The 22,020-nt window shown below is 57.0% G+C and carries 18 protein-coding genes; 3 read left to right on the top strand and 15 right to left on the bottom strand.

Going from position 1 to position 22,020, the window contains the following annotated elements:
• Nucleotides 1-128: 128 nt before the first annotated feature.
• From FPZ49_RS00545 to serC, 3 genes are all read right to left on the bottom strand, one after another.
• Nucleotides 129-4,763: a WIAG-tail domain gene (locus FPZ49_RS00545; protein ID WP_186445527.1), complete on the bottom strand. Its 4,635-nt coding sequence runs from the start codon at nt 4,761-4,763 to the stop codon at nt 129-131.
• A gap of 702 nt (nt 4,764-5,465) precedes the next feature.
• On the bottom strand, nt 5,466-6,035 hold the full coding sequence (locus tag FPZ49_RS00540; protein ID WP_144842399.1) for a DNA-3-methyladenine glycosylase I: 570 nt from the start codon (nt 6,033-6,035) through the stop codon (nt 5,466-5,468).
• 165 nt (nt 6,036-6,200) lie between these two features.
• A complete protein-coding gene (gene serC / locus FPZ49_RS00535) occupies nt 6,201-7,292 on the bottom strand; it encodes a 3-phosphoserine/phosphohydroxythreonine transaminase (RefSeq protein ID WP_144842398.1) in 1,092 nt (363 codons plus the stop codon).
• 321 nt (nt 7,293-7,613) lie between these two features.
• Between serC and FPZ49_RS00530 the strand changes: the two genes are divergently transcribed.
• Together FPZ49_RS00530 and FPZ49_RS00525 are read left to right on the top strand one after the other, a co-directional pair.
• A complete protein-coding gene (locus FPZ49_RS00530; RefSeq protein ID WP_144842397.1) occupies nt 7,614-8,459 on the top strand; it encodes an EcsC family protein in 846 nt (281 codons plus the stop codon).
• Nucleotides 8,443-8,784 (top strand): cupin domain-containing protein, encoded by a 342-nt coding sequence (locus FPZ49_RS00525; RefSeq protein WP_144842396.1) that lies wholly within the window; start codon nt 8,443-8,445, stop codon nt 8,782-8,784. Before FPZ49_RS00530 ends, FPZ49_RS00525 begins: the two co-directional genes overlap by 17 nt.
• A 69-nt stretch (nt 8,785-8,853) precedes the next feature.
• On the opposite strand, the gene FPZ49_RS00520 is transcribed toward FPZ49_RS00525, so the two are convergent.
• From FPZ49_RS00520 to FPZ49_RS00470, 12 genes are all read right to left on the bottom strand, one after another.
• Complete coding sequence (locus FPZ49_RS00520; RefSeq protein WP_144842395.1) at nt 8,854-9,831, bottom strand: aldo/keto reductase; 978 nt, start codon at nt 9,829-9,831, stop codon at nt 8,854-8,856.
• A gap of 88 nt (nt 9,832-9,919) precedes the next feature.
• Nucleotides 9,920-10,738: an AraC family transcriptional regulator gene (locus tag FPZ49_RS00515; protein WP_144842394.1), complete on the bottom strand. Its 819-nt coding sequence runs from the start codon at nt 10,736-10,738 to the stop codon at nt 9,920-9,922.
• 171 nt (nt 10,739-10,909) lie between these two features.
• Nucleotides 10,910-11,044 carry a hypothetical protein gene (locus FPZ49_RS36555; RefSeq protein ID WP_261381177.1) on the bottom strand — a complete coding sequence of 45 codons (135 nt, stop codon included), beginning with the start codon at nt 11,042-11,044 and terminating at the stop codon, nt 10,910-10,912.
• 40 nt (nt 11,045-11,084) lie between these two features.
• Nucleotides 11,085-11,906 (bottom strand): sugar phosphate isomerase/epimerase family protein, encoded by an 822-nt coding sequence (locus tag FPZ49_RS00510; protein WP_144842393.1) that lies wholly within the window; start codon nt 11,904-11,906, stop codon nt 11,085-11,087.
• 35 nt (nt 11,907-11,941) lie between these two features.
• Entirely contained in the window at nt 11,942-13,105 is a 1,164-nt protein-coding gene (locus FPZ49_RS00505) for a dihydrodipicolinate synthase family protein (protein WP_144842392.1), read from the bottom strand.
• Nucleotides 13,106-13,188: 83 nt separating this feature from the next.
• The gene (locus tag FPZ49_RS00500) at nt 13,189-14,340 is read right to left on the bottom strand and encodes a Gfo/Idh/MocA family protein (RefSeq protein ID WP_144842391.1); all 1,152 of its coding nucleotides are present in this window, start codon (nt 14,338-14,340) and stop codon (nt 13,189-13,191) included.
• A gap of 183 nt (nt 14,341-14,523) precedes the next feature.
• Entirely contained in the window at nt 14,524-14,739 is a 216-nt protein-coding gene (locus FPZ49_RS37370) for a cold-inducible protein YdjO-related protein (protein WP_144842390.1), read from the bottom strand.
• A 253-nt stretch (nt 14,740-14,992) separates the two neighbouring features.
• Nucleotides 14,993-16,030, bottom strand: coding sequence for a S66 peptidase family protein (locus FPZ49_RS00490; RefSeq protein ID WP_144842389.1), 1,038 nt, complete (start codon nt 16,028-16,030; stop codon nt 14,993-14,995).
• A gap of 47 nt (nt 16,031-16,077) precedes the next feature.
• Nucleotides 16,078-16,956 (bottom strand): hypothetical protein, encoded by an 879-nt coding sequence (locus FPZ49_RS00485; protein ID WP_144842388.1) that lies wholly within the window; start codon nt 16,954-16,956, stop codon nt 16,078-16,080.
• Nucleotides 16,957-16,982: 26 nt separating this feature from the next.
• Nucleotides 16,983-18,302: a WD40/YVTN/BNR-like repeat-containing protein gene (locus FPZ49_RS00480; protein WP_144842387.1), complete on the bottom strand. Its 1,320-nt coding sequence runs from the start codon at nt 18,300-18,302 to the stop codon at nt 16,983-16,985.
• A gap of 171 nt (nt 18,303-18,473) precedes the next feature.
• Entirely contained in the window at nt 18,474-19,034 is a 561-nt protein-coding gene (locus FPZ49_RS00475) for a hypothetical protein (RefSeq protein ID WP_144842386.1), read from the bottom strand.
• A gap of 85 nt (nt 19,035-19,119) precedes the next feature.
• A complete protein-coding gene (locus FPZ49_RS00470) occupies nt 19,120-20,883 on the bottom strand; it encodes a glycoside hydrolase family 35 protein (protein WP_144842385.1) in 1,764 nt (587 codons plus the stop codon).
• Nucleotides 20,884-21,053: 170 nt separating this feature from the next.
• On the opposite strand from FPZ49_RS00470, the gene FPZ49_RS00465 reads away from it, so the two are divergent.
• The gene (locus FPZ49_RS00465) at nt 21,054-21,965 is read left to right on the top strand and encodes an AraC family transcriptional regulator (RefSeq protein ID WP_144842384.1); all 912 of its coding nucleotides are present in this window, start codon (nt 21,054-21,056) and stop codon (nt 21,963-21,965) included.
• Nucleotides 21,966-22,020 lie beyond the last annotated feature (55 nt).

Below are 22,020 nucleotides of genomic sequence, written 5' to 3'. Positions count from 1 at the left end.
GCAGCGCCGTATGTCTTGTAAAAAAAGAGCCCTGCAGGGGAAGCCGAGAGCTTCAAGCGCCTACAGGGCAGTTGCAATAGCTGCAACTGATACGAAGCATGAACGTACCAGTTGCAACCAAAATGAGATTATTCTACAACGCCGATGGCGATCCAGTTGACCGTTCCTTGAAGCTCGCCGGTAGGAGACGCGGATTTGCGGTAACGCTTGGCTCCGCCTTTCTCCCTGCGAATCAATTCGAGCACAGCCCCGTTTGTATGCTTCTCTTTGATGACCGCGTAAGCTCCGGCTTGATCCGCCGTAGCTACAAGCGCGTAATTGGTGTTCGCAAAAGGTTGGCTGAAGGTCAGCGTAATCGTAATCTCCTCTTCCTCTTCACCCACAACGAAAGCATCCAGTCCGAACAGCTGTACAGTTGTTGCGACCGCCGCCCGGATCACTGGCGCAAGCTGCTCCAGCTCCTCAATGGCTGCCTCCGGTGCGGGCTCCACTTCTTGCACGATTTCCGGCTCCGATTCCAGCTCCGGCTCCGACTTCGCCGCCGTTTCAGCGATAGCTTCAGCCAGCGCGTCGGCTTTCGCTTCGGCTTCGGCTGCCGCAACGCTTGCCGCGCGGAGCCCGGCTTGCAGCTCGGTCAGCAGCGACTGAAGCACAGGCTCCAAATGCAGGGCGGAAATGCTTCCCGGCACCAAGTGATACCCCGAGAGCGATTCCTGCTTCACGTGGAGGCCGTCAATCGTTTCATTGCAGAGATGGTCGCCCGTGACGGACTGCAATGCCAGCTTCTCCGCCGTCACCGCACCGTTCGCCAGCTTGCTGCCGGTAATCGACTCGTCGGCCAGCTTCTTACCGGTGACCGCGCCGGTGGCCAGCTTGCCGGTCGACACCGCTTCGTCCGCCAGCTTCTCCGCCGTTACGGCCCCGGCTGACAACTTGCTAGTCGACACCGAGTCATCGGCCAGCTTCTTGCCATTGACCGCGCCGGTAGCCAGCTTGCCGGTCGACACCGCTTCGTCCGCCAGCTTCACAGTCGTGACTGCTCCAGCTGTCAGCTTCGAGGTGGATACTGAGCCTTCCGCCAGCTTCTCTTCCGTTACCGCTTGAGGCGCCAGCTTGCTGCCGGTGACCGCTTCGTCCGCCAGCTTCTCCTCCGTCACGGTGCCAGCAGCCAGCTTATCGGCGGCGATGGCTCCCTGAGCCAGCTTCTCCGAGGTGACCGCCCCTTCGGCCAGCTTCTCCGTCGTGATGGACGCGTCGCCAAGCTTTTCCTCCGTCACCGAGCCAGCGGCCAGCTTGCTTTCGGTTACCGCTCCATCCGCCAGCTTCGCTTCCGTCACGATGCCTGAGGCGAGCTTCTCGGCCGTCACGGCGCCGTCCGCCAGCTTCTCCTTCGTCACCGAGGCGGTAGCGAGCTTCCCTAACGTAACCGCTTCGTCCGCCAGCTTCTCGGTCGTGACCACGCCTTTATCCAGCTTACCGGTCGACACCGATTGGTCCGCCAGCTTCTCCGTCGTGATTGCACCCGATGCCAGCTTCGCAGTCGTGACCGCGCCGTCCGTCAGCTTCTCCGTCGTCACCGAATCGCCGGCGAGCTTATTGGCGGACACCGATTTATACGCCAGCTTCTCCGTCGTCACTGCGCCCTGGGCCAGCTTGCTGGTCGTCACCGCTTCGTCCGCCAGCTTCTTCTCCGTAACGGATTCGGCCGCCAGCTTGCCGTTCGAGACCGCGTCATCCGCCAGCTTCTCGGAAGTGACCGACCAGGCCGCCAGTTTATCCGTGGTTACCGCACCGTCCGCCAGCTTCTCCTCGATAATCGAGCCCGCAGCGAGCTTCTCGCTGGTGACCGCATCTTCCGCTAGCTTCTGCGAGGTGACGGCACCTGTCGTCAGCTTGCCGGAGGTGACGGACTGCTCCGCCAGCTTCTCCGTCGTCACCGACCAGGCGGCGAGCTTCTCCGAGGTGACCGAGTCATCCACCAGCTTCTCCGTCGTCACCGACCAAGCTGCCAGCTTCTCCATCGTCACGGCATCGTCCGCTAGCTTCTCCGTCGTCACCGACCAGGCGGCGAGCTTCTCCGAGGTGACCGTGTCATCCACCAGCTTCTCCGTCGTCACCGACCAAGCTGCCAGCTTCTCCATCGTCACGGCATCGTCCGCAAGCTTCTCCGTCGTCACCGCATCCAGCGCCAGCTGATCGGTCGTGACCGCTTCATCAACCAGCTTCTCCGTCGTCACAGACCAGTCGGCGAGCTTCTCGCTCGTCACGGACGCTTCCGCGAGCTTCTCCATCGTCACCGAACCAGTAGAAAGCTTGCTGGTGGATACCGAGTCGTCCGCGAGTTTCTGAGTCGTGACTGCCCAAGCTCTCAGCTTCTCCGTTGTGACCGCTTCCTCGGACAGTCTCTCCTCGGTCACGGCGCCAATCGCGAGCTTACCGGTCGTCACCGACTCCTCAGCCAGCTTCTCTGCCGTTACCACGCCCTCTGCGAGCTTGCCGTTCGTCACGGCTTTCTCAGCCAGCTTCTCCTCCGTCACGGCACCAATCGCCAGCTTCACTGTGGTGACCGATTCCTCGGCCAGCCGCTCTGTGGTCACCGCGCCCCAGGCGAGCTTGTCGGTCGTGACCGCTTCCGGCGACAGCTTCTCCTCGGTCACCGCTCCGGTGATGAGCTTACCGGTGGACACGGATTCCTCCGCCAGCTTCTCGGAGGTGACCGCGCCAGCCGCCAGCTTCTCCGTGGTCACGGATGTGTCGGCCAGCTTCTCCTTCGTCACCGCGCCGGTGGCAAGCTTATCGGTGATGACCGCTTCGTTCGCCAGCTTCTCTTCCGTGACTGCGCCTGTTGCAAGCTGTCCTGCGCCTACTGCTCCCGGCGACAGATGCCCGGTCGTCACTGCGCCGTCCGCCAGCTGCGGGCTGCCGACTACGCCTTCGGTCAAGTGCGTGCTGCGAATCAGACCCGAGGACAGATGCAGCGAGGTCACCGCGCCTTCGCCCAGCTTCTCGGAGGTGACGGCGCCTTCCACGAGCTTATCGTTCGTCACGGAGCCGGTGGCGATGTGCGCCGATTTTACCGATGCGTTGGCCAAATGCACGCTCTGTACTGCACCTTGCGAGATGTGCTCGGCCTGCACCGCATCCTTCGCCAGCTTCTCGGAGGTCACGCTGGCATGCACCAGCTTCGCTGTTGTGACCGACATATTGGTCAGCTTGTCGGTGGATACAGACTCCGCGGACAGCTTCGAGGTGGTCACGCTGTGATTCGCAAGGTGTCCGGTGAGCACGGATCCTTCCTGCAAATGCTGCTGCTGTACTACGCTGTTCGCCAGCTTCTCGGACGTGATGGACCGATCCAGCAGCTTATCGGTCGTCACGGACCGGTCTTGCAAATGCTCGGTCAGCACGGTTTTGGGGGCGATGTGTCCGGACTGTACCGTTTTGTCCGCGAGATGTCCTATGCTTACCGAACCGGGAGCCAAATGCTCACCTTGGATCGCCTTCTTCGCTATACTGCGGGAGGTGATCGCCTGCTCCGCCAGCTTTTCCGCCGTCACCGCCGCATCCGTCAGGTGCAGCGCACTGATGCTCGCCGCCGCTAGCTTCTCAGCCGTCACGGAGCGCTGTGCCAGGTGGCGGCTCTCCACAATGCCGGCTTGGAGATGTTTGTTTTCAATAATTCCCTCCTGCAGATGAGCGCCTTGCACGGTGCTTTTGGCCAGCTTCTCGGTCGTGATGATGCCGTCCTTCAAATGGAGGCTTTGAATCGCATCGTCCGTCAGATGCAGCGCCTCGATCTGCTTCGGCGAAATATTAACGCCCCGAATCAGTCCCGCCGTCAAGTGTTCGTGCACGATGGATTTGAGCTTGATATGCTCCGAAGTGATGCTCCATGGAGCCAGCTTATCGTCCGTGACCGCTTGGTTGGCCAGCTTCTCCGTCGTCACGCCTTCATCCGCTATCTTAGCGGAAGTCACGGACAAATCCCGCAGCTTCTCCGTCGTGACGGAGCTTTCGGCCAGCTTCGCCGTATTGATCGAGTAGTTGGCTAAACTAGTCGTTTGGATGGCGCCGCTTTTGATTTTTTCCGTCGTGATCGATTGATTCTGAATCAAATCGCCCGTGATGACTTCTTCGGCAAAATGCTTCGTATGAATGGAGCCTTCCGCAATTTTCATCGCATCGATCGTTTTGTCGGCCAGCTTGTCGGAGGTAATGCTGTTATCCAGTATCTTCTCTCCGGTGATCGCACGGTCCTGAATTTTCTCCGTGGTAATCGAGTTGGGGGCAAGATGCTCTTCCGTGACAGAGCGGGGGGCCAGCTTCTGCTGCGTCACACTGCGGTCCTCGAGCTTCGAAGAGTCGACCGCATAATCGGCCAAGTTGTCCTTGATGATGCTGCCGCGTTTGATTTTGGTTCCGTCGATGGAGTAGCGCGCGATTTTCTCATTCGTAACGGACTCGGCAGCCAGATCATCCGTATAAACCGACGCTCCCGGCGCTAGAGCAGCAGCTTTGCGTTCATTCAGCAGCGGCTTTACCGGCGGAGCTTCGACCGGCCGTTCCGGTATCGGTGCGGCTTCGGATTTGGCTTCCGCAGTGGAAGTGTGGCTTATGTTTATATTGTCTTTGAGCGAGGGGCGCGGTCTTTCCGTTTCAGTCTTTTCATCCAGCCAGCGTAGCTCGTTGACAAACGAACCGATGCGTCTGCTGTGCAGGTCTTTGCTCTTCTTACCGGAATCCCGGCGAAACTCCTTTTTCATGATGGGGCCTCCTATGTTCAATAATGACCTTGTTTGAATATCTAACAAGCTCGAAAAAGAATCCATCTAGTCACTTGTAACATATGCATTCACCCATAAGGAGGTCATCCGTCTACCCAAAAATAGGCGGCTGCACAGACGGGAGGTCAAGAGAAAGAAAGCGGCTGGAGTAGTGAATACCTCGAGTACTTGTCCTAGGATGCCGAAGAAAACACCAAAAGAGCATCGGGCTCTGCCGATGCTCAAATGAGGTCCTGGAAGATCTATTTTAAGAAGATAGAGCCTTTCGGTAGAACCGCATTCTTATTGACCGCAACGACTCCCACCCCGGGGATATAAGCTGCCCTTGTATTTTCGTCAATGGTTTACCTGCCAGGAACATAAATGCCTTGGACATTGGTGTGAATCAATCCGTCGATCTCCGTGTAAGGCGGTGGATTCCCAGTCTCGCGCTTATGGCGCTCGGAGCCATTAAGCTAAAACATGCAGCAAGCAAAATCAACTTTGTTTTAAGGGATTTCATCCTGCATCACACTCTCGTTAGGAGGATTCGTTGAACTCTACAGATCTTATGTTAGTACTTGAAAAAATATTATATTGGACATCTTCAATGTTAAAACGCGCTATCATGCTGCCGAGTGGGGTGCCAAAAAGCCCTCATCTAGCCGATGAGAGCTCCTGTTGTTTTTAGGCTGTGATTGGTCACGCCTCATATTTGAAGCAATCCATTGTATGATCCCTGACCATGCCGGTCGCCTGCATAAACGCATAGCAGATAGTCGTGCCGACAAAGGTGAAGCCCCTTTTTTTCAGCGCCTTGCTCATCGCGTCCGACTGGGGGGTGCTGGCCGGAACGTCCTTGAGGGTCTGCCAGTGGTTCTGAATCGGCTTACCTCCCACGAACCCCCAAATGTACTGGTCAAAGCTCCCGAACTCCTGCTGCACCCGAAGAAATGCCCACGCATTGGTCACCGTCCCGCGGATTTTTAACCGATTGCGGATGAGCCCGGGGTTGGCCAGCAGCTCTTGAATCTTGTCCTCGCCATAGGCTGCCACCAGCTCGGGATCGAAGCCGTCGAACGCTTCGAGGTAGTGGTCCCGCTTCTTGAGCACCGTGTACCAGCTTAAGCCCGCCTGCGCCCCTTCCAGCGTCAGCATCTCAAACAGCTGCCGGTCGTCATGGACCGGAAAGCCCCATTCCTCATCGTGATAGTTGATATAGAGCGGATCCTCATTCAGCCAGCCGCAGCGGCAAATCGTTATCGTGTCCATGCTCGTCCTCCTGTGGTTTGGTGCGATGCTAAAACAAGAACATTAGTTCCTGTATTATACCCCATTACCCGCAAAAATGCACCCACCAACCACACCTTACGACTTAGTGTCAATCGGTTCACCGTTCGTCCCATTCAGCCGTTCAGCCTTCACGCCCCACTCACCCTACCCATGCCGCTCTTGAAACGCGCGCATAAAATCCGCCAGCGCCTCGCATGCCGCAAGCGGCACCGCATTATACGCCGAAGCGCGCAGGCCGCCCACGCTCCGGTGCCCGGCTAAGCCGTCGAACCCGTGCTGCTCGGACTCGGCCACAAACCGCTGCTCCAGCTCCTCACTCGCCATCCGCCAAGTGATGTTCATCATCGACCGGTACGGCGTCTCGATCACACCCTGATAAAAGCCGCCGCTCCCATCGATCACCTCGTAAATCCGTCGCGCCTTCTCCCGGTTACGCTGCTCCAGCGCCGCTACCCCTCCCTGCCGCTTCGCCCACTGCAGCACGAGCCGCATCATGTAGACGGCATGCACCGGCGGCGTATTGTACAGCGAGTTGTTCGCAGCAAACGTCTTATAGCGCAAAATCGCCGGAATCTGCTCCGAAGCCTGCTCCAGCAGCTCCTCGCGGAGGAGCACCACCGTCACCCCGGCAGGACCGAGATTTTTCTGCGCGCCCGCATACATCATGGAAAACGGGCTCAGTTCGATGTCCCGGCTCAGCAGATCGCTTGTCATATCGCCGATCAGCGGCACCTCGCCCGTCTCGGGAAACGCCGTAAATTGCGAGCCCTCGATCGTGTTGTTCGTGGTCAGATGCACATATGCGGCATCCGGCGGCACTACGATGTCCTCCGGCTGCGGGAGACATGCCCATTGTTGCAGCTTCGTGCTGGCCACTGCCACCGCTGTCCCTACCGTGCGAGCCTCCTCGTAAGCTTTTTCCGAAAAGCTCCCAGTCAGCACATAAGCCCCAGCTCGATCCGGCGTCAAAAAATTCATCGGCAGCAGCGCAAACTGCGCACTCGCGCCCCCGCCCATCAGCAGCACCCGATACGTCGACGGCAGCTGGAGCAGCTCCCGGAGTAGCTCCTGCGTCTCCTCGTGAACCCGCTCATACACCGGGCTGCGATGCGACATTTCCGTGATCGACATGCCGCGCCCCTCATATTCCACCAGCTCCTCCTTCGCTTGCTCCAGCACCTCCAAAGGCAATGCCGCCGGACCCGGGTTAAAATTGTACGTTCTCACCATGCTCATGCTTCTTCATCCTTTCAAGTGGGTTGGCCCTACTGCAACACGGAAAAAAACAAAAAACGCCCTCATCCGTTTGGGACGAGGAGCGTTTGCTCGCGGTGCCACCCAACTTGACCGAGCCCGTACAGGCTCAATCCTCTTGGTTCCGCGGTAACGGGCGGGGCCGGTTAGCTTAGGTCACATCCCACGCAGCAACGATTACAGCAGGATGCGCTTGACGAAAACGCCTCGGAGTTGGATGCTCGTCATCGGCATAGTCACGGTCTGAAATTATGTTATGATTATATAGCAAGATCGAATGCCGTACAAGAGGTGATTAACCCTATGAATGAGCGGCTCACCGTTTACGAGCAGCAAGTCGCCAAAGCACTGATCCGCTGGGAGAAGGAGCTGCTGAAGCCCCCCGGCCTTCTTGAGAAGACCTCCAAAGCCGTACAAAGCCGCATCAACAACGTCATCCCGGACAAGGTGCATGCCACGATCACCGCCACCGTCAAGGGCATCGTTCAGACCGCGTTGTTCAGCATGGATTATATCCCGAAAAATGAGCCGCTCACCACAATGACGCTTGCATTGCGAGATCACCGGGCAGAGGAGCTTCTTTCCTTTTATAAAAAGCTGGCCGCCGCCGAAGGAGCTGGAACTGGAGCCGGAGGCATCCTGCTGGGATTGGCTGATTTTCCGATCCTGATCGGCATCAAAATGAAGTTCCTGTTCGAGCTGGCGCACGTCTACGGCCATTCCACGCTCGATTACCGGGAACGGCTGTTTATTCTGTATGTGTTTCAGTTGGCCTTCTCCGGGCAAACCAAACGTCCTGCCCTGCTTCGCACCATCGCCGAGTGGGAGGAGACCGCGCCGTCCCTTCCGCCGGCCGACAAATACGCGCAGCACATCGACTGGCGGCAGCTGCAGCAGGAATACCGCGATACGATCGACCTCCGCAAAATGCTGCAGCTCGTCCCCGGAATCGGGGCCGTCATCGGCGCTTGGGCGAACTACGGCCTGCTGGAGGAGCTGGGACGCGTTGGGATGAACTGCTTCCGGCTGCGCTGGCTCTACCATGCCAAGCAGCGAGAGCACGCGGTGACCGAAGACGGCGGCTGGCTGAAGCCCGCATCGACATCACATCCCGAAGGAGAGGCGCCACCTCATGACCAAAATCAGTAAAGCGACCGCCGAGCATTACCTTTGGGGAGCGCAGTGCGACGGCTGGTATCTCGTGAAGCAGCCGGGGCTCAGCGTCATCCATGAACGCATGCCGCCGGGAACGGAGGAGGTGCGGCATTACCATAAGCAGGCCCGGCAGTTTTTCTTCGTGCTGTCCGGCACCGCAGAGCTGGAGGTCGACGGGCAGACGCACCATCTTTTGCCGCACGAGGGCTGCGAGGTGCCGCCCGAAGTTCCGCACCAAATGAAAAACACCTCGGAAGCCGAGGTGGAATTTCTAGTCATCTCCGATCCGCCCACACGCGGCGATCGATATGAGGCCTAGGTGCTCTAGTTAGCGCTTTTTCCGCTTTACTCGCCACTCCCGGCACCGCGAGGGCGATTTAACGCGGCTCTACCGCGCTGCACTCCCCTCCAGCGCCGCCAGCGCTGCGCGATCCAGCACCACATCGCCGGCGGCGCAGGAATCGTCCAGCTGGGCGACCGTCTTGCAGCCGCTAATCGGGAACACCGGGAACGGCTGCGAGAGCAAATAGCCCAGCGCCACCTGCGTCATCGACAAGTCCAGCTCCTCCGAGAGCGCTTCGACCGCACGCAGCTTCCGCAGATTGTCCTCGCTGCACATTTTCCACACCTTCTGGTTCGCCGCCGTCGGCTCCTGAAGCATCTCGCTCCGGTACCGCCCGCTGAAAAAGCCCGACGCCTGCGCGTTGTAAGGGATCGCGGTCAAGCCCGTCTCGCGGTGATACGCGAGCTCCTTCGCGTCCATGGAAACCAGCGTCGGATCGCTGGCCGGAGGGTAGGACGCGAGGCTCCACTTGGTCTGGCTGGCGACGAAGCCCTGCAGACCCATCCGCACAGCCGCCTGCTGAGCCGCCTCAATCCGTTGTGAGCGCCAGTTCGAGCAGCCGAAATAGCGGATTTTTCCCTCCCGTACCAGCTCGTTCATCGTCTCGATCACGTCCTCCACCGGACGCTCCGGATCATCGCGATGCAGCCAGTACAGGTCGATGTAGTCCGTCTGAAGATTCCGCAGGCTCTGCTCCACGTCAGACTGAATGTCTGCACGGCTCAGACGGCTGATCTGCATCGACTCCAGCTCGGGATGCGCCCCTTTGGTCGCCAGCACGACCTCACTGCGGCTGCCTCTGGCGCTCAGCCACTCGCCGATGATCTTTTCGCTCCGGCTCCGCTCTCCCGGCACCCAATCGCAGTACACCTTGGCCGTATCAAGAAACGTGCCGCCCCAATCCACAAACCGATCCATCAGCTCAAACGCCAGCTCGCGGGAGATCGTATCGCCAAAATGCGATGACCCCAAACAAATGACCGACGGAGTCAACGCCGTACCTGGTATGCTTCGTTTTCTCACAAGAAGCCCTCCCTCATCAGATCAGATCCATTTTCGCCAAAAAAGCAAAAAGAGCCGCTTCTCAGGCCCTCCTGCTTCTGCATCCATCCTATAATTGATTCTGCTGCTGTTTCCGGAACTTCATGGGCGACAGCTTGACCATATTCCGAAACGCCCGGTAAAAGGTAGGCAAATTCTCATACCCGACCTCAAAGCAGACGGTGACAATATCCTTGTCCGTCTCGGAGAGCAGCTTCTTCGCCACCCCAATCCGCACCTCGGTCAAATATTGCGTCGGCGTCGTCCCATACGAATCTTTGAAAATATTATTCACATACCGGGCGCTGATGCCCATACTGGAGGCGATCTCCCCGGCCGTGACCTGCTCAAAATAGTGCTCGTCAATATACTTACGCATCCGCTCTGCCCGAATTCCGTTGGAATCGGTGATCGGCACATGCGGCTTCTGCCGCGACAGCAGCAGCAAAATTTCCTGCAAGTAAATCCGCAGCGCCCACGCGCCGAGCGAATCGCTGCTCCCCTGCTCGAACATCATTTTGCGCAGCAGCTGCCGCAGCTCGGTCGCAATAAACGGGTTCATGGCAAGTACCGACGAGCTCTGAAACCGTTTGCTCAAAATCTCGCTTTGCACAACTGGCCCCAGCGACTGCTCATCGAAGGCCAGCACGAGAATCGTCAGCTTCTCCTCGGCGGTAATCGCGTGGTTCGAATTCGGCACAATCATCACGAGCCGGTCGGGCCTGAGCTCCGAATGCTCCCCATCCAGCTTGAGCGTGCCGTTGCCGTCAATCACATATAAAATCTGATGAATTTGATGCCGATGCTCATTCACTACGTTGCCGTCACTATGCTTGCTTTCATAGAGCAGGATTCCATTCTCCGGCAGATCAATCATCTTGAGCTCCATCCTTAACTCCCCCAAGGCACTTCAATGGTACAAGTACCATTGTACTCCTCAATGTAGCAAATTGCTACGAAGGGTGAGTTTTTAAATTGTAGAATTCGAGCGACACGCCGACCAGCCCACAACTCAGCGAACTATGGCCGAAGGGTGGGCTGGGGAAATCATTTTCTAACGTTAGTTAGATTCGTCTTCAGCTTCTGCATCCGGGAATCGAGCGGCTTGCGGCTCCACGGCATCCCTCTGCGCATCGCTGTCCTGTCCTTCCTCGGGCCAAAACAAATACTGGCAAACAAATTCCGTGTCGAGCAACCCGCTCCACCATCCTTTAGTCGGACTTGGCTTAAGCTTCTTAAACGTGCTCTAAATATCGGTTTTTCATTAAGGCAATGACGTCGTCTCCAGGCTGATCCCAAATCTGACGGTTAAAAATTTCCACCTCAATCGGCCCGCGATACCCTGCAGCTTCTACGGCATGGCGGATTTTGCGAATTTCAATCACGCCATCGCCCATCATTCCGCGGCCCAGCAGCATATCCGGCGTCGGCACGATCCAGTCGGAGACGTGGAAGCCCAGAATGCGCTCACCTGCGCGCTCGATTTCCGGATACAGCTGAGGGTCCCACCAGACGTGGAACACGTCGACGACGACGCCTACATCCTGCCGGTCGAACTGCTCAGCCAGCGTGTTCGCTTGGCTCAGCGTGGAGATAACCGAGCGCTCCGCTGCGTACATCGGGTGCAGCGGCTCGATGCCAAGCTTCACGCCGTGCTCCCTAGCGTAAGGAACGAGTCGCTCGATGCCCTCCTGCACCTGCTTGCGCGCTTCGGCGATATCCTTCGTCCCGGACGGGCCGCAGACGAGCACCAGCACCTCCGCGCCCAGCTCGGCCGCTTCTTCGATCGCGCGGCGGTTGTCCTCGATGCGCGCTTCGCGCTCGCTCGCCGTCGCCGCCGGGAACATCCCGCCGCGGCACAGACTGGACACGCGCAGCCCCGCATCCTGGATCAGCTGCCGGCTTCGAGCCAGCCCCGCTTCCGCTACGCGGTTGCGCCAAGGCGCGATCCAGCCGATGCCCGCTCTCGCGCAGCCCTCGACCGCCTCCTGCAGCGTCCAGCGCTCCGTGGTGATCTGATTTAAGCTTAACCGATCCGTAGATCCGATCATTTCCATAGCAGCCAATCTCCTTTACGCTAGCTAAAATAAGGTTATTCCATGCCGGACAAGGACAATATGAGGTTCATCCGCTTCGCCGCGAGCTCCGGATCCACTAACAACCCGGCTTGATCTGCCAGCACGAACAGATCGGACAAGTGGATGGCGCTTCTCGCGCCCTCGGCTCCGCCCAGCATCCGGAAGTGGGATTGATGCCCGTTCAGATAGGCCATGAACACAATACCGGTCTTGTAGGCGAACGTTGGCGTTTGGAAAATATGGCGCGACAACGGCAGCGTCTTATCCATCAGCTCATGGTAGCGGCTGATGTTCCCTGCATCCAGCTGGTGCAGCGCTTCCGAAGCGACAGGTCCGATCGCGCTGAAGATGCCGAGCAGCGCATGGCTGAACCCTTGCTCATCCCCGCGGATCAACTCGGGATAGTTGAAATCGTCGCCGGTATACATCCGGACGCCTTCCGGCAGCCTGCGGCGCATCTCGATTTCTTTGGAGGCGTCGAGCAGCGAGATTTTGATACCGTCGATCTTATCGGCATTGTCACGGATGATGCGCAGGCAAACCTCCATCGCCGCGTCGATATCCTTATGCCCCCAGTAGCCAGCCAGCTGTGGATCGAACATATCGCCGAGCCAGTGCAGAATGACCGGCTGCGAGACTTGACGCAAAATTTTGCCGTACACCCGCTCGTAGTCCTCCGGCCCTTTGGCGCAGGCCGCGAGCGCGCGGCTGGCCATCAGGATGATCTGACCGCCGAGCCCTTCAATATAAGCACATTGCTCCTCGTACGCCGCCTCTACTTCTTCAAGCGTCAGACCTGGACGCGGCAGCAGATGATCTGTACCTGCTCCGGAAGCCACTTGCCCGCCAACTGATTTGGCCTCTGTAATGGAATGGCGGATCAGCTCCTTCGCTCGCAGGTAGTCCAGACCCATCCCGCGCTGAGCCGTATCCATCGCCTCGGCGACGGCAAAGCCGAGCGACCACAGATGATGGCGGTAGGCCATCGTCGCCTGAAAGTCGATTTGCGCGTGGGTTAGCGGATCTTTATCCGCCCACGGGTTGCAGACGACATGAGCCGCAGAGAATGCGGTACGGCTTTGGAATTTCCCTTTGGCCGGCGGCAGCGGCTCCGATTGCAAAAACTCATACATATAGCTCGAGCCGTCCGATCGCGGCAGCTTAATGGTGGATGCCATCGTGTAACGTCCTCCTCTATAGGGCAGCTGCTGCACCGCTCTCAAGAAACAAAGTGCGATGCAGTCAGCTGTCCGCATTTGAATTAGATTTTCAGCTCAGGAATATCGATCCAGCGGCGCTCATGCCACGATTGCAGACCCAGCTCCGCCAGCTGCGTGCCTTTAGCACCCTCGAGCAGATCCCAACGGAATTCCGAATCGGTCACGATGTGCTTGAGGAACAGCTCCCACTGAATTTTGAACCCGTTGTCGAACACTTGATTGTCCGGCACCTGCTCCCATTGCTCGAGGAAGTTGAACGGATTCGGGATATCCGGGTTCCACACCGGCTTCGGCGTGTTGACGCGGTGCTGCGTTTTGCACTCCCGAAGTCCTGCAACCGCGCTGCCGTTCATGCCATCAACATGAATCGTAACGAGCTCATCCCGGTTTACGCGAGTCGTCCAGGACGAGTTCGCCTGCACCACGATGCCGCCGTCCAATACGAACGTAGCATAAGCCGCGTCATCCGCTGTGCAGTCGTACGGCTTGCCTTGCTCATCCACACGCTGAGGCACATGGGTTACACCCAAGCAAGAAACGGATTGAACCTCGCCGAACAGGTTATCCAGCACATACCGCCAGTGCGCGAACATATCGACGATAATGCCGCCGCCGTCTTCCTTGCGGTAATTCCAGGACGGACGCTGGCAAGTCTGCCAATCCCCTTCGAATACCCAATAGCCGAACTCCAAGCGAACCGACAGGATGCGTCCGAAAAATCCGGAGTCCACCAAACGCTTCAGCTTGATCAGGCCCGGCAGGAACAGCTTATCCTGCACGACGCCGTTTTTCACGCCCGCTTCACGCGCCAGTCTTGCAAGCTCCAGCGAGCCCTCCAAGCTGTCGGCGGTCGGTTTTTCGCAATAAATGTGCTTGCCTGCGGCAATCGCTTTCTTAATGCTCTCCGCGCGGAGCACGGTCGTCTGCGAGTCAAAATAAACTTGATTGTATGAGTCCTGCAAGCATTCGTCTAAGTTCGTGCTCCAGCGCTCAATGCCATGCGCCTCAGCGAGCGCGCGAAGCTTGCTCTCTTGTCGGCCTACTAGAATCGGGTCAGGCATAATGACATCGCCATTGGCCAGCGCTACGCCACCCTGCTTGCGAATCGCTACAATGGAGCGGATCAAATGCTGATTCGTCCCCATCCGGCCGGTAACACCGTTCATAATAATTCCCAGTTGAATCGTTGCCATTTCGTTAATCCCCTCTCATCTCTCGCTTGAATAAGATATGATTTCTACAACTCTATTGTAAGCGTTATCGTCAGCTGGGGTCTTATTAGAATAAGAACGAAATTCTTAATTCCGGAAATAGAAAAAAACAGACTGCCGGAATTCCGACAGCCTGCTTGGTGCAGCAATGAGCTTTCTATGAGATTAGAAGCGCCGTTTGCCTACAAAAAACTTCCTGGAGCCTTTCTGAGCCGTGATCTGAACATGTTTAGTTCCTCTCACCATCGGGCTTTTGCATAAAGGGCAGGGGGGTGTAGCTTCGGTTACAAACTCCACTCGGGTCCACGCGTTACACTCAGCCATTTCACAATTCCAAACCTGCAATTCTTGCGTCTCTACTTCTAGTACTGAATTAGCCATTTAAATCGTTCCCTCCGCTATCCCTTCATCGACCCTTAATTCTAAACACATGAGCATAATTATTCAACCCTTTTGGACGAAATTCTCCGAAATTGTTACGAAATTGCAAACACCGGAAAATGAGCTTCCAAAAGACACCTATATACTTTGCACCGCTGCTTTCCAAATCATACAGCCCGCTTCCAACAATATATGAAAAAAAAACCAAAAGGAGTGCATGCCTCACTTTGGTTTCGGTTTTGATCCTATTCATTTAGGCAAATGGACTCTCAAGCAGGGTAATCGCATTCGCGAACGGATCCAGCTGCACCCTGGCGCCCAGCGGAAGAATCAGCTTCGGGTCGGTATGGCCAAAATCCACATCAACGACAACCGGGATCAGATCAGCCCCAAACTCGAAGGCGATGACGTCCTGGATAATCTTGTTCAGCTCCTGCTTTTGCTGCGGGGTGTAATCCTTCGCTCTTCCGAACATCACGCCCTTGACCTGCCCCAAAATGCCCTGCATTCCATAATTGCGCAGCATGTAACCGACCTGCATCGGCAGCGGCTTTTCCTCGGACGTTTCGAACAGCAGGATTTTATCCCGCCAAAAAGCTGGGTCCGGCCAGTAATCGGTTGATTTGAAAAACTCCAGCACCTCAATACAGCCGCCCCACAAATAGCCTTCCTCGATCGCACCGCCCTGCAGAAACCTCCAGCCGTCCTCATTGTCATGAACATCCCTTAGCTCGCCCAGCGTCTCCAGAATACTCCAATCCTGATAGCCGTTCGCCCACCTTGGATAGGGGGTATAAGCATAAGGAAAATCGCCGCTGAACAGGAACGATTGGAGATGCTGAACAAACTCCTTAGGCTGATGCGTCATCTGCGCGAGGCCCGCCATGACGGACGGACCGTAGAAGGTCACCATCCCGAGCTGATTCAAATAGCACAGGAAGGTGCTCGCATCGGAAAAGCCCATGATGAGCTTCGGGTGGCTCACGATCAGCTCCGTGTCCAGATAGGGCAAAATGCGCACCGACTCATAGCCCCCGATGGAAGTGATGATGCCGTCAATCGAATCGTCCGCAAAGCAGCGGTTGATATCGTCCGCTCGCAGCTTCGGATTGCGATACAGTTCCTCCGGCGACATTCTGGCCGTTGGCATCTCGACGATCTCGAGGCCCAGCAGTTCCTTCAGCTGGCGTAAGCCCAGCTCGTAAATATCCGGGAACAGGAACGGCAGCCCGCTGGAAGGGGAAATAATGGCGATACGGGAACCTGGCTTAAGTCGTTTAGGCTTGATCATGGGCGCAGCCTCCCTGACATTTTTCCTCATCTTACCATAAAATGCCGTTACCGTTCATCCACCACAATCCAAGCCTCTCCAAGCCAGGTTTGAATTTGATACCAGTTGTTCCATTGCCCAGTTGCTCTAATCTGCTGCGGAGCCAGCTTGCCCAGCCAGTTGCCCACCATCGGGTAATCCATAATCTCGGTTTCCCGGTTCAACGTAATCAGCTTATCGACAGGCTTCGGAAGCTGGCTGTCCTCTACATGAACCCAGCCGTCGCCGAAGGTGCCTTGGATATGGTACCAATTGTCGCTAGTTTTCCCGAGCGGTGTGACCGCCTGATTTCTAAGGACTCCCACTAGTTGAGCCCGTTCATGAGGATATTGTAAAATCAGCGTATCGCCAACCGGCTTGATACTGCCGCTTACAGGCTGCACTTCCTTAGGCAGCGCGATCGCCAGATTGATCCAGCCGTCGCCTTGAGGCGTTCGAACATGATACCAGCGGCCGGCCGCTTGCTCAAAGGCAGTGACCGTTTGCGGCGATAGCTCCCCGAGCCGTTTCTGCAGCGCGTTCGGAAAATCAAACATCGGCGTCGTGGCAGGCAATGCCAGCTCCTTCTGAATCGGCTCCAGATTATAAATGATTCTCCCTTTGGGAAAAATCCATTTGTCCCCGAGCCACGTGTCGATTTTGAAAAAGGCGTTCTCGATCGCTTTAGCATGCACGGTTTGCGGGGCCAGCGTGACGCCCGACTTCCGCTCCGGCTCGGCAGCATCGTATACCGGCTCCGGCTCCATGAAGGTCACGGTAATATCGAGCGACTCCGGCGTAGTGATAAAGCCCTGTTCGTCGATTCCTGAATAGGCGCTTGCCTGCCCGCCTGACATGATCGCGATGGCCATGGTTAGCGCGACAACCGCGGCTCCCCTCTTGTTCATCCGGCCTCAGCCTCCCCTATTAAAAATTACAGCTGCGGCTTATGCGGCTTCCAGGTGTTTCCCCCGTCGGTCGTCTCCATGAGATAATCGCCCTTCGACGGATCGCCCACTCGTACCCAACCCGACTTCTCAGAGAAAAATTGCAGCTGCTCGAAGCTCCATTCCTGCCCCGGAGTCACCTTGCTCTCAAACGACTTGCCGCCATCCTTGGTTACCGCCAAGCCTCCGCCAATCGGTCCCGCTCCTGCACTCAGCGGCACAAAGCCGATCTTCGCCGAGACGAATTGCAGTCCCCGGGTGTACGGTCTTGCACCGCGCATCTCGGACAGCTTCGTCCAGTGCGCGCCCCCATCCGTCGTTCCCAGCGTGCTCGACTGCAGCGTATCCAGGCTCAGCACCATCAGCCAGCCTTGCTTGGCGTCGATGAAGGAGATGCCAACGGTTCTCATATTATTCGAATCCTCGGGAGACCAATCCAGCTTCCAAGTGGCTCCGCCATCGCTCGTGCTTACAACCGTTACCGCACACTGGTCGCGCGCTTCCCGCTCCTCCGGCTTGCAGCCCTTGCCTGCTCGCCCCAGCACCCAGCCGTTCTTGCCATCTGGCAGGAACGAAGCCTCCTCCGGAATAAACGGCCCAACATGGAAATCGATAGCGTTCCACTGCTTGCCTCCGTCGGTCGTTCTCAGCATGCCGGGTCCGGCAATTGCGTATACGAGCTTATCGCTGACCGGAAAGATTTTATCGTCGGTGTAGAGATTTACGTCCTTCACCTGCTGCTGCCACTGGTTGCTCCATGCAGCGCCGCCATTGCCTGAATTCACAATCTGCAGCTTCGAGCACAGCCGCTGCCCTTGCTGCTCACGGCAATCGGCTTTGCCGACCGCCCAGCCCGTTGACGCACTCGCGAAGCCAATACCGCGGACGATCAGTCCAGGGATTGACGCTTTGCTCCAGGTGGCGCCTTCGTCGGCGGTTTTCCAAATGTCGGAGCCCTGCTTCGTCTCGGCCGCCGACCAGCCTTCCTTCATATTGATGAAGCTCATACTGCTCAAGACGAACGGTGTACCCGTACCTGTCTCGGAAGCCGGAACGCTTCCTGTCGCCGGCTTGCCGGACACCGGCTGCACCGGTATCGAAGCCGCCGGTGAAGGGCTTGGGGATGGACTTGGCGTCGGGCTTGGGGACGGACTGACATTCGGTGACGGTGACACCGTGTTTGAACCAGGGCTGGCCGCTTGCTCCCCAGTATTCGCTTTACATCCCGTAACGGTCAGCAGGATGGCCAGTGCCAGCATGCACCAGCCCCCTGCTCCAAACCGCCGCTTGAACGGCGCTGCTTTCATGAACATCGCTCCCTTTCATTTGTTAACCATCGTTCTTATTCTTTTAGACGTAACTTAGCTGCAAAAAGTTGATCCGTCACGCCGCTTAGTATGGCCCAACTTTTTCCATAGCATGACAACAAAAAAAGCAACCACCTCTCCACGGGGGAAGAAGCAATTGCTCTTTGGCAGTTATATAAAGGCGTGAAGCAAAAAGAATACCGTAAAGATAAGTCCCAGACGCAAATGCCATTTCCGGTCCATTCGCCGGTATCGGAATAGGCCCGCGACCGGCACCGGAAGCAGCGCGAGCAGTGCAATCAGACCGCTGAGGTTGTGAAAGTCAAACTTGAAGCCGTACATAAAGGCTCCAACCACGTGCACGATGATCAGTCCGATCGCGATCACCGCCATCGGCGTATGCCATTTGCGAGCGAACCGCAGACAGGCAACGACTACTTTCTTAACCGGCTCCCATGGATCGATGAGACGCTTTTGGAGCACCTTCGCCAGCACATAGTTGGCCAGCACAAAAAATAACGCCAGTCGGGCATTCGAGCCGTAATTTTTGAATACCGGCTCAAACCTCCGCGTATGCAGAAGGGCTGGGTCGAAATGCAGCATGCTCCATAGACCGGCGATTACAATCGCAGCGGCTATAATTAACGCGATCGCGATCCACCCAAGCTCTCCCTTCGGTATCCCTCTGGATTTTGACTTCTCCGATCGGCCTATGCTTTTAACCTGTTCCATATCGATCTCCTGATTTCTTTTTTTACCCTTATCATAACCAACCTTTCTGAAAGTTTGATGAAAAATTGATTTTTATGCGAAAAAATTAACCTAAATCCGGCGAATCGGTCAGCTCAATGACCGGCTGCTCCGCATGATGCAGCTCCAGCACGACGATTTCATTGCGCCCCGAGCGAAGAAGCGGTGCCGGCACATACAACGTACGCTGCGGCCCTTGCTCCCAGTAGCGCCCCAGGTTAAAGCCGTTCAGCCATACAACGCCCTTCGACCAGCCGTCCAATCGAATAAACGTATCTCCCGCGGGCTCCGTCACGGTGAGTTCTCCACGATAAAACGCCGGGCGATCGCTGCGTTCCCTCGCTTCAGGGACCGGCTCAAACCGAACAGGCGCCGTACTCTCCAGCGGCAGCGGATAAATCGTCCAGTCGAATTGGAATTGATTGTTCAGCCGCACGCCGTCGGTAATTCCCTTGAAGTCCTTGAGCATGTGGCCATAGTTGATCCGGCCCATATTTTCGACGACAATGTCCAGCCTTGCGCCTTCTGCCGGAATGTTCACTTCGATCGGGGCGGGCGCCCAGCGTTCCACCGTCCCTTGATAAACTCCATTCAAGAACACCTGAGCCCGGTCGTGCACCTGTTGGATATGCAGCTTCTCGCCTGTGCGCGGACCGGAGACCTGCGTCGAGTACACAATAAACCCGTAGCTCTGGCCCAACCGCTCCATCGGCTCAGGACAGACGCGCTGAACCGGCTCCGACAGCAGCGAAAGCTGATCCAATAAGTCGGCTGTCTCTTTCATTTCGACGCGGCCGTAGCGGGTTTTGGCGATTGGGGCCGGCATTGGCGGAAATTCACCCTCATCCTTCCCTAAGTGCTTCGCAATCACGCGGCGAACCGCCCGAAATTTCTCCGTCTCGTCCCCGCATTCCGATAACGGTGAATCGTAATCATAGCTGGTAATCGTCGCTTCATACTTCACGTTGAAGTTCGCTCCATTATAGAAGCCGAAGTTCGTCCCCCCGTGGAACATGTAAAAATTGACGGAAGCACCAGCCGTCAGCATTCGCTCGAAGACGTTCGCCACATCGTCCGCCGCGCGTGTATGATGCTTTTTCAGCCAGTGATCGAACCAGCCGTTCCAAAACTCCATGCAGACAAGCGGCTCATCGGGGCGATACTCGCGAAACTTGGCAAACGCCTCCTCCGGTCTGGAGCCGAAGTTGACGGTCGCGAGCGTATCCGGCAGCGTGCCGCCTTGCAGCATCCCGTCCTCCGGACCGTCCGAGGTAAACAGCAGCACATCGACGCCGCGCCGCTTCAGGCCATCCCGTAGAAAGGCCAGGTAATTCTTGTCTGTCCCGTAGCTGCCGTATTCATTCTCAATTTGCAGCGCCAGGATCGGCCCACCATTCGTGCTCAACAGCGGCGTAAGCCTCGGGATCAGCTCATCGTAGTAGCGGTCGACCTTCGCCAGATACGTCTCATCCATGCAGCGCAGCCGGAGCCCATCATATTGCAGCAGCCAAGCCGGCAGCCCACCGAATTCCCACTCTGCGCAAATGTAAGGGCTCGGCCTCACGATGACGTGCAGCCCAAGCTCGCCCGCCAGCCGCACGAAGCGCTCCACATCCGCCAGGCCCTCGAAGTAAATCTCATTTTCCTTCGGCTCGTGCAAGTTCCAGGGAATATAGGTTTCCACCGTGTTAAAGCCGCAAGCCTTCAGCTTGAGCAAGCGATCCGCCCAATATTCCGGCACCACACGAAAATAATGAATCGCTCCGGAGATAATTTGCAGCGGTTCACCATTGATTTGAAATTGCTTGTCTTTCACTTGTAAGCTGGACATCTGTTCTGTCTCCTTCGTTCATATAGGATTCGTTGTAATAACTATCATCGCGGATCGAGCCTGTAGTCTCAATCTCCATTTGGAGCATTTTATATACCAAATGTGCCAAAGAGTGCTATGATGGAAACACGAGAATCAAATGAACGAGAACCGGAACGGAGCCGCCGCTGATGGAGCCTTTTTTGCACAGCTTTCCCAAAGTGGTCAACACGCTGCAGATCGTAGGCTGTCACTTCGGGCTTCAGCCTACGGGCTGGCATTTCCCTCGCCACCACCACCATTTGTATGAGCTGCTGTATTGCATGGAGGGCGAGGTCATCCAAGAGCTGAACCGCGAGACAGTTACCGTCCGTCAAGGGGACTGGCTGCTGATCAAATCCGGCGTGCGGCATCAATCCACCAACACATCCGCAGCGCTGTTCGGCTACTTCAACGTCCACTTCGATCTGGACGACGCCGACCTTCGCAGCCTGCTGGGCGCCTCCGCCTATCGCCACATTCCTGCGCATGTAGCTGGGCAAAGTCAGCTTCAGCACTATGTAGGCGAGCTGGAGGCGATGATGAGGCGCAGCCGGGAGCAAATCGCGCGCACGCCCGATCCGCAGCAGCTGACACTGCGCTTCGAGGACAAACTGCTGCTGCAGTCGTATACGCTGCTGATCATTCACGGCGTCCTGGCGCTGCTGCGGACCCAGGCGGACACAGACTCCCCGCGCCCGGCTACGACGCCGGTGCCGTCCAAAGACGCCACGCTCTTCGCCGCGGACGCAGCGCACGCCATCGAAGAGCAGCTGTCGCTCGGCCTCTGCGAAGAGGCGTCGGTGGCCGGCGTCGCCAAGCAGCTGAACCTAAGCCGCAGCCAGTGCAGCAAGCTGTTTTCAAAGGTATACGGGCTATCGCCCAGACAATACGTCAGCCGACAGAAGCTTAATTTGGCCAAAGAGCTGCTCGTCACGACCAATCTGCCGATGGCCGAAATCGCAGAAAAGCTGGGCTTTCACTCAGCAAGCCATTTTTCCCGGCAATTCCGGCGCTGGACCGGGCAGTCCCCAAGTGACTTCCGGCCGAAGCACTTCATTTAATGCATCAAATCGTAGTAGTCGTCCACGCCCAGCCGTGCTATCATGAGAGAAAATG

Origin of the sequence: Paenibacillus cremeus (genome assembly GCF_007786445.1) — a bacterium.
In the GTDB taxonomy this organism is placed as follows: domain Bacteria; phylum Bacillota; class Bacilli; order Paenibacillales; family NBRC-103111; genus Paenibacillus_G; species Paenibacillus_G cremeus.
This window is presented reverse-complemented; position numbering and strand designations above follow the sequence as displayed.

Coding starts and splice junctions, on each gene's coding strand:
- FPZ49_RS00525 (WP_144842396.1), top strand. CDS start 8,443: ATGACCAAAATCAGTAAAGCGACCGCCGAGCATTACCTTTGGGGAGCG.
- FPZ49_RS00505 (WP_144842392.1), bottom strand. CDS start 13,105: ATGGCATCCACCATTAAGCTGCCGCGATCGGACGGCTCGAGCTATATG.
- FPZ49_RS00540 (WP_144842399.1), bottom strand. CDS start 6,035: ATGGACACGATAACGATTTGCCGCTGCGGCTGGCTGAATGAGGATCCG.
- FPZ49_RS00480 (WP_144842387.1), bottom strand. CDS start 18,302: ATGAAAGCAGCGCCGTTCAAGCGGCGGTTTGGAGCAGGGGGCTGGTGC.
- FPZ49_RS00545 (WP_186445527.1), bottom strand. CDS start 4,763: ATGAAAAAGGAGTTTCGCCGGGATTCCGGTAAGAAGAGCAAAGACCTG.
- FPZ49_RS00530 (WP_144842397.1), top strand. CDS start 7,614: ATGAATGAGCGGCTCACCGTTTACGAGCAGCAAGTCGCCAAAGCACTG.
- FPZ49_RS00490 (WP_144842389.1), bottom strand. CDS start 16,030: ATGATCAAGCCTAAACGACTTAAGCCAGGTTCCCGTATCGCCATTATT.
- FPZ49_RS00500 (WP_144842391.1), bottom strand. CDS start 14,340: ATGGCAACGATTCAACTGGGAATTATTATGAACGGTGTTACCGGCCGG.
- FPZ49_RS00475 (WP_144842386.1), bottom strand. CDS start 19,034: ATGGAACAGGTTAAAAGCATAGGCCGATCGGAGAAGTCAAAATCCAGA.
- FPZ49_RS00485 (WP_144842388.1), bottom strand. CDS start 16,956: ATGAACAAGAGGGGAGCCGCGGTTGTCGCGCTAACCATGGCCATCGCG.
- FPZ49_RS00510 (WP_144842393.1), bottom strand. CDS start 11,906: ATGGAAATGATCGGATCTACGGATCGGTTAAGCTTAAATCAGATCACC.
- FPZ49_RS00465 (WP_144842384.1), top strand. CDS start 21,054: ATGGAGCCTTTTTTGCACAGCTTTCCCAAAGTGGTCAACACGCTGCAG.
- serC (WP_144842398.1), bottom strand. CDS start 7,292: ATGAGCATGGTGAGAACGTACAATTTTAACCCGGGTCCGGCGGCATTG.
- FPZ49_RS37370 (WP_144842390.1), bottom strand. CDS start 14,739: ATGGCTAATTCAGTACTAGAAGTAGAGACGCAAGAATTGCAGGTTTGG.
- FPZ49_RS00470 (WP_144842385.1), bottom strand. CDS start 20,883: ATGTCCAGCTTACAAGTGAAAGACAAGCAATTTCAAATCAATGGTGAA.
- FPZ49_RS00515 (WP_144842394.1), bottom strand. CDS start 10,738: ATGGAGCTCAAGATGATTGATCTGCCGGAGAATGGAATCCTGCTCTAT.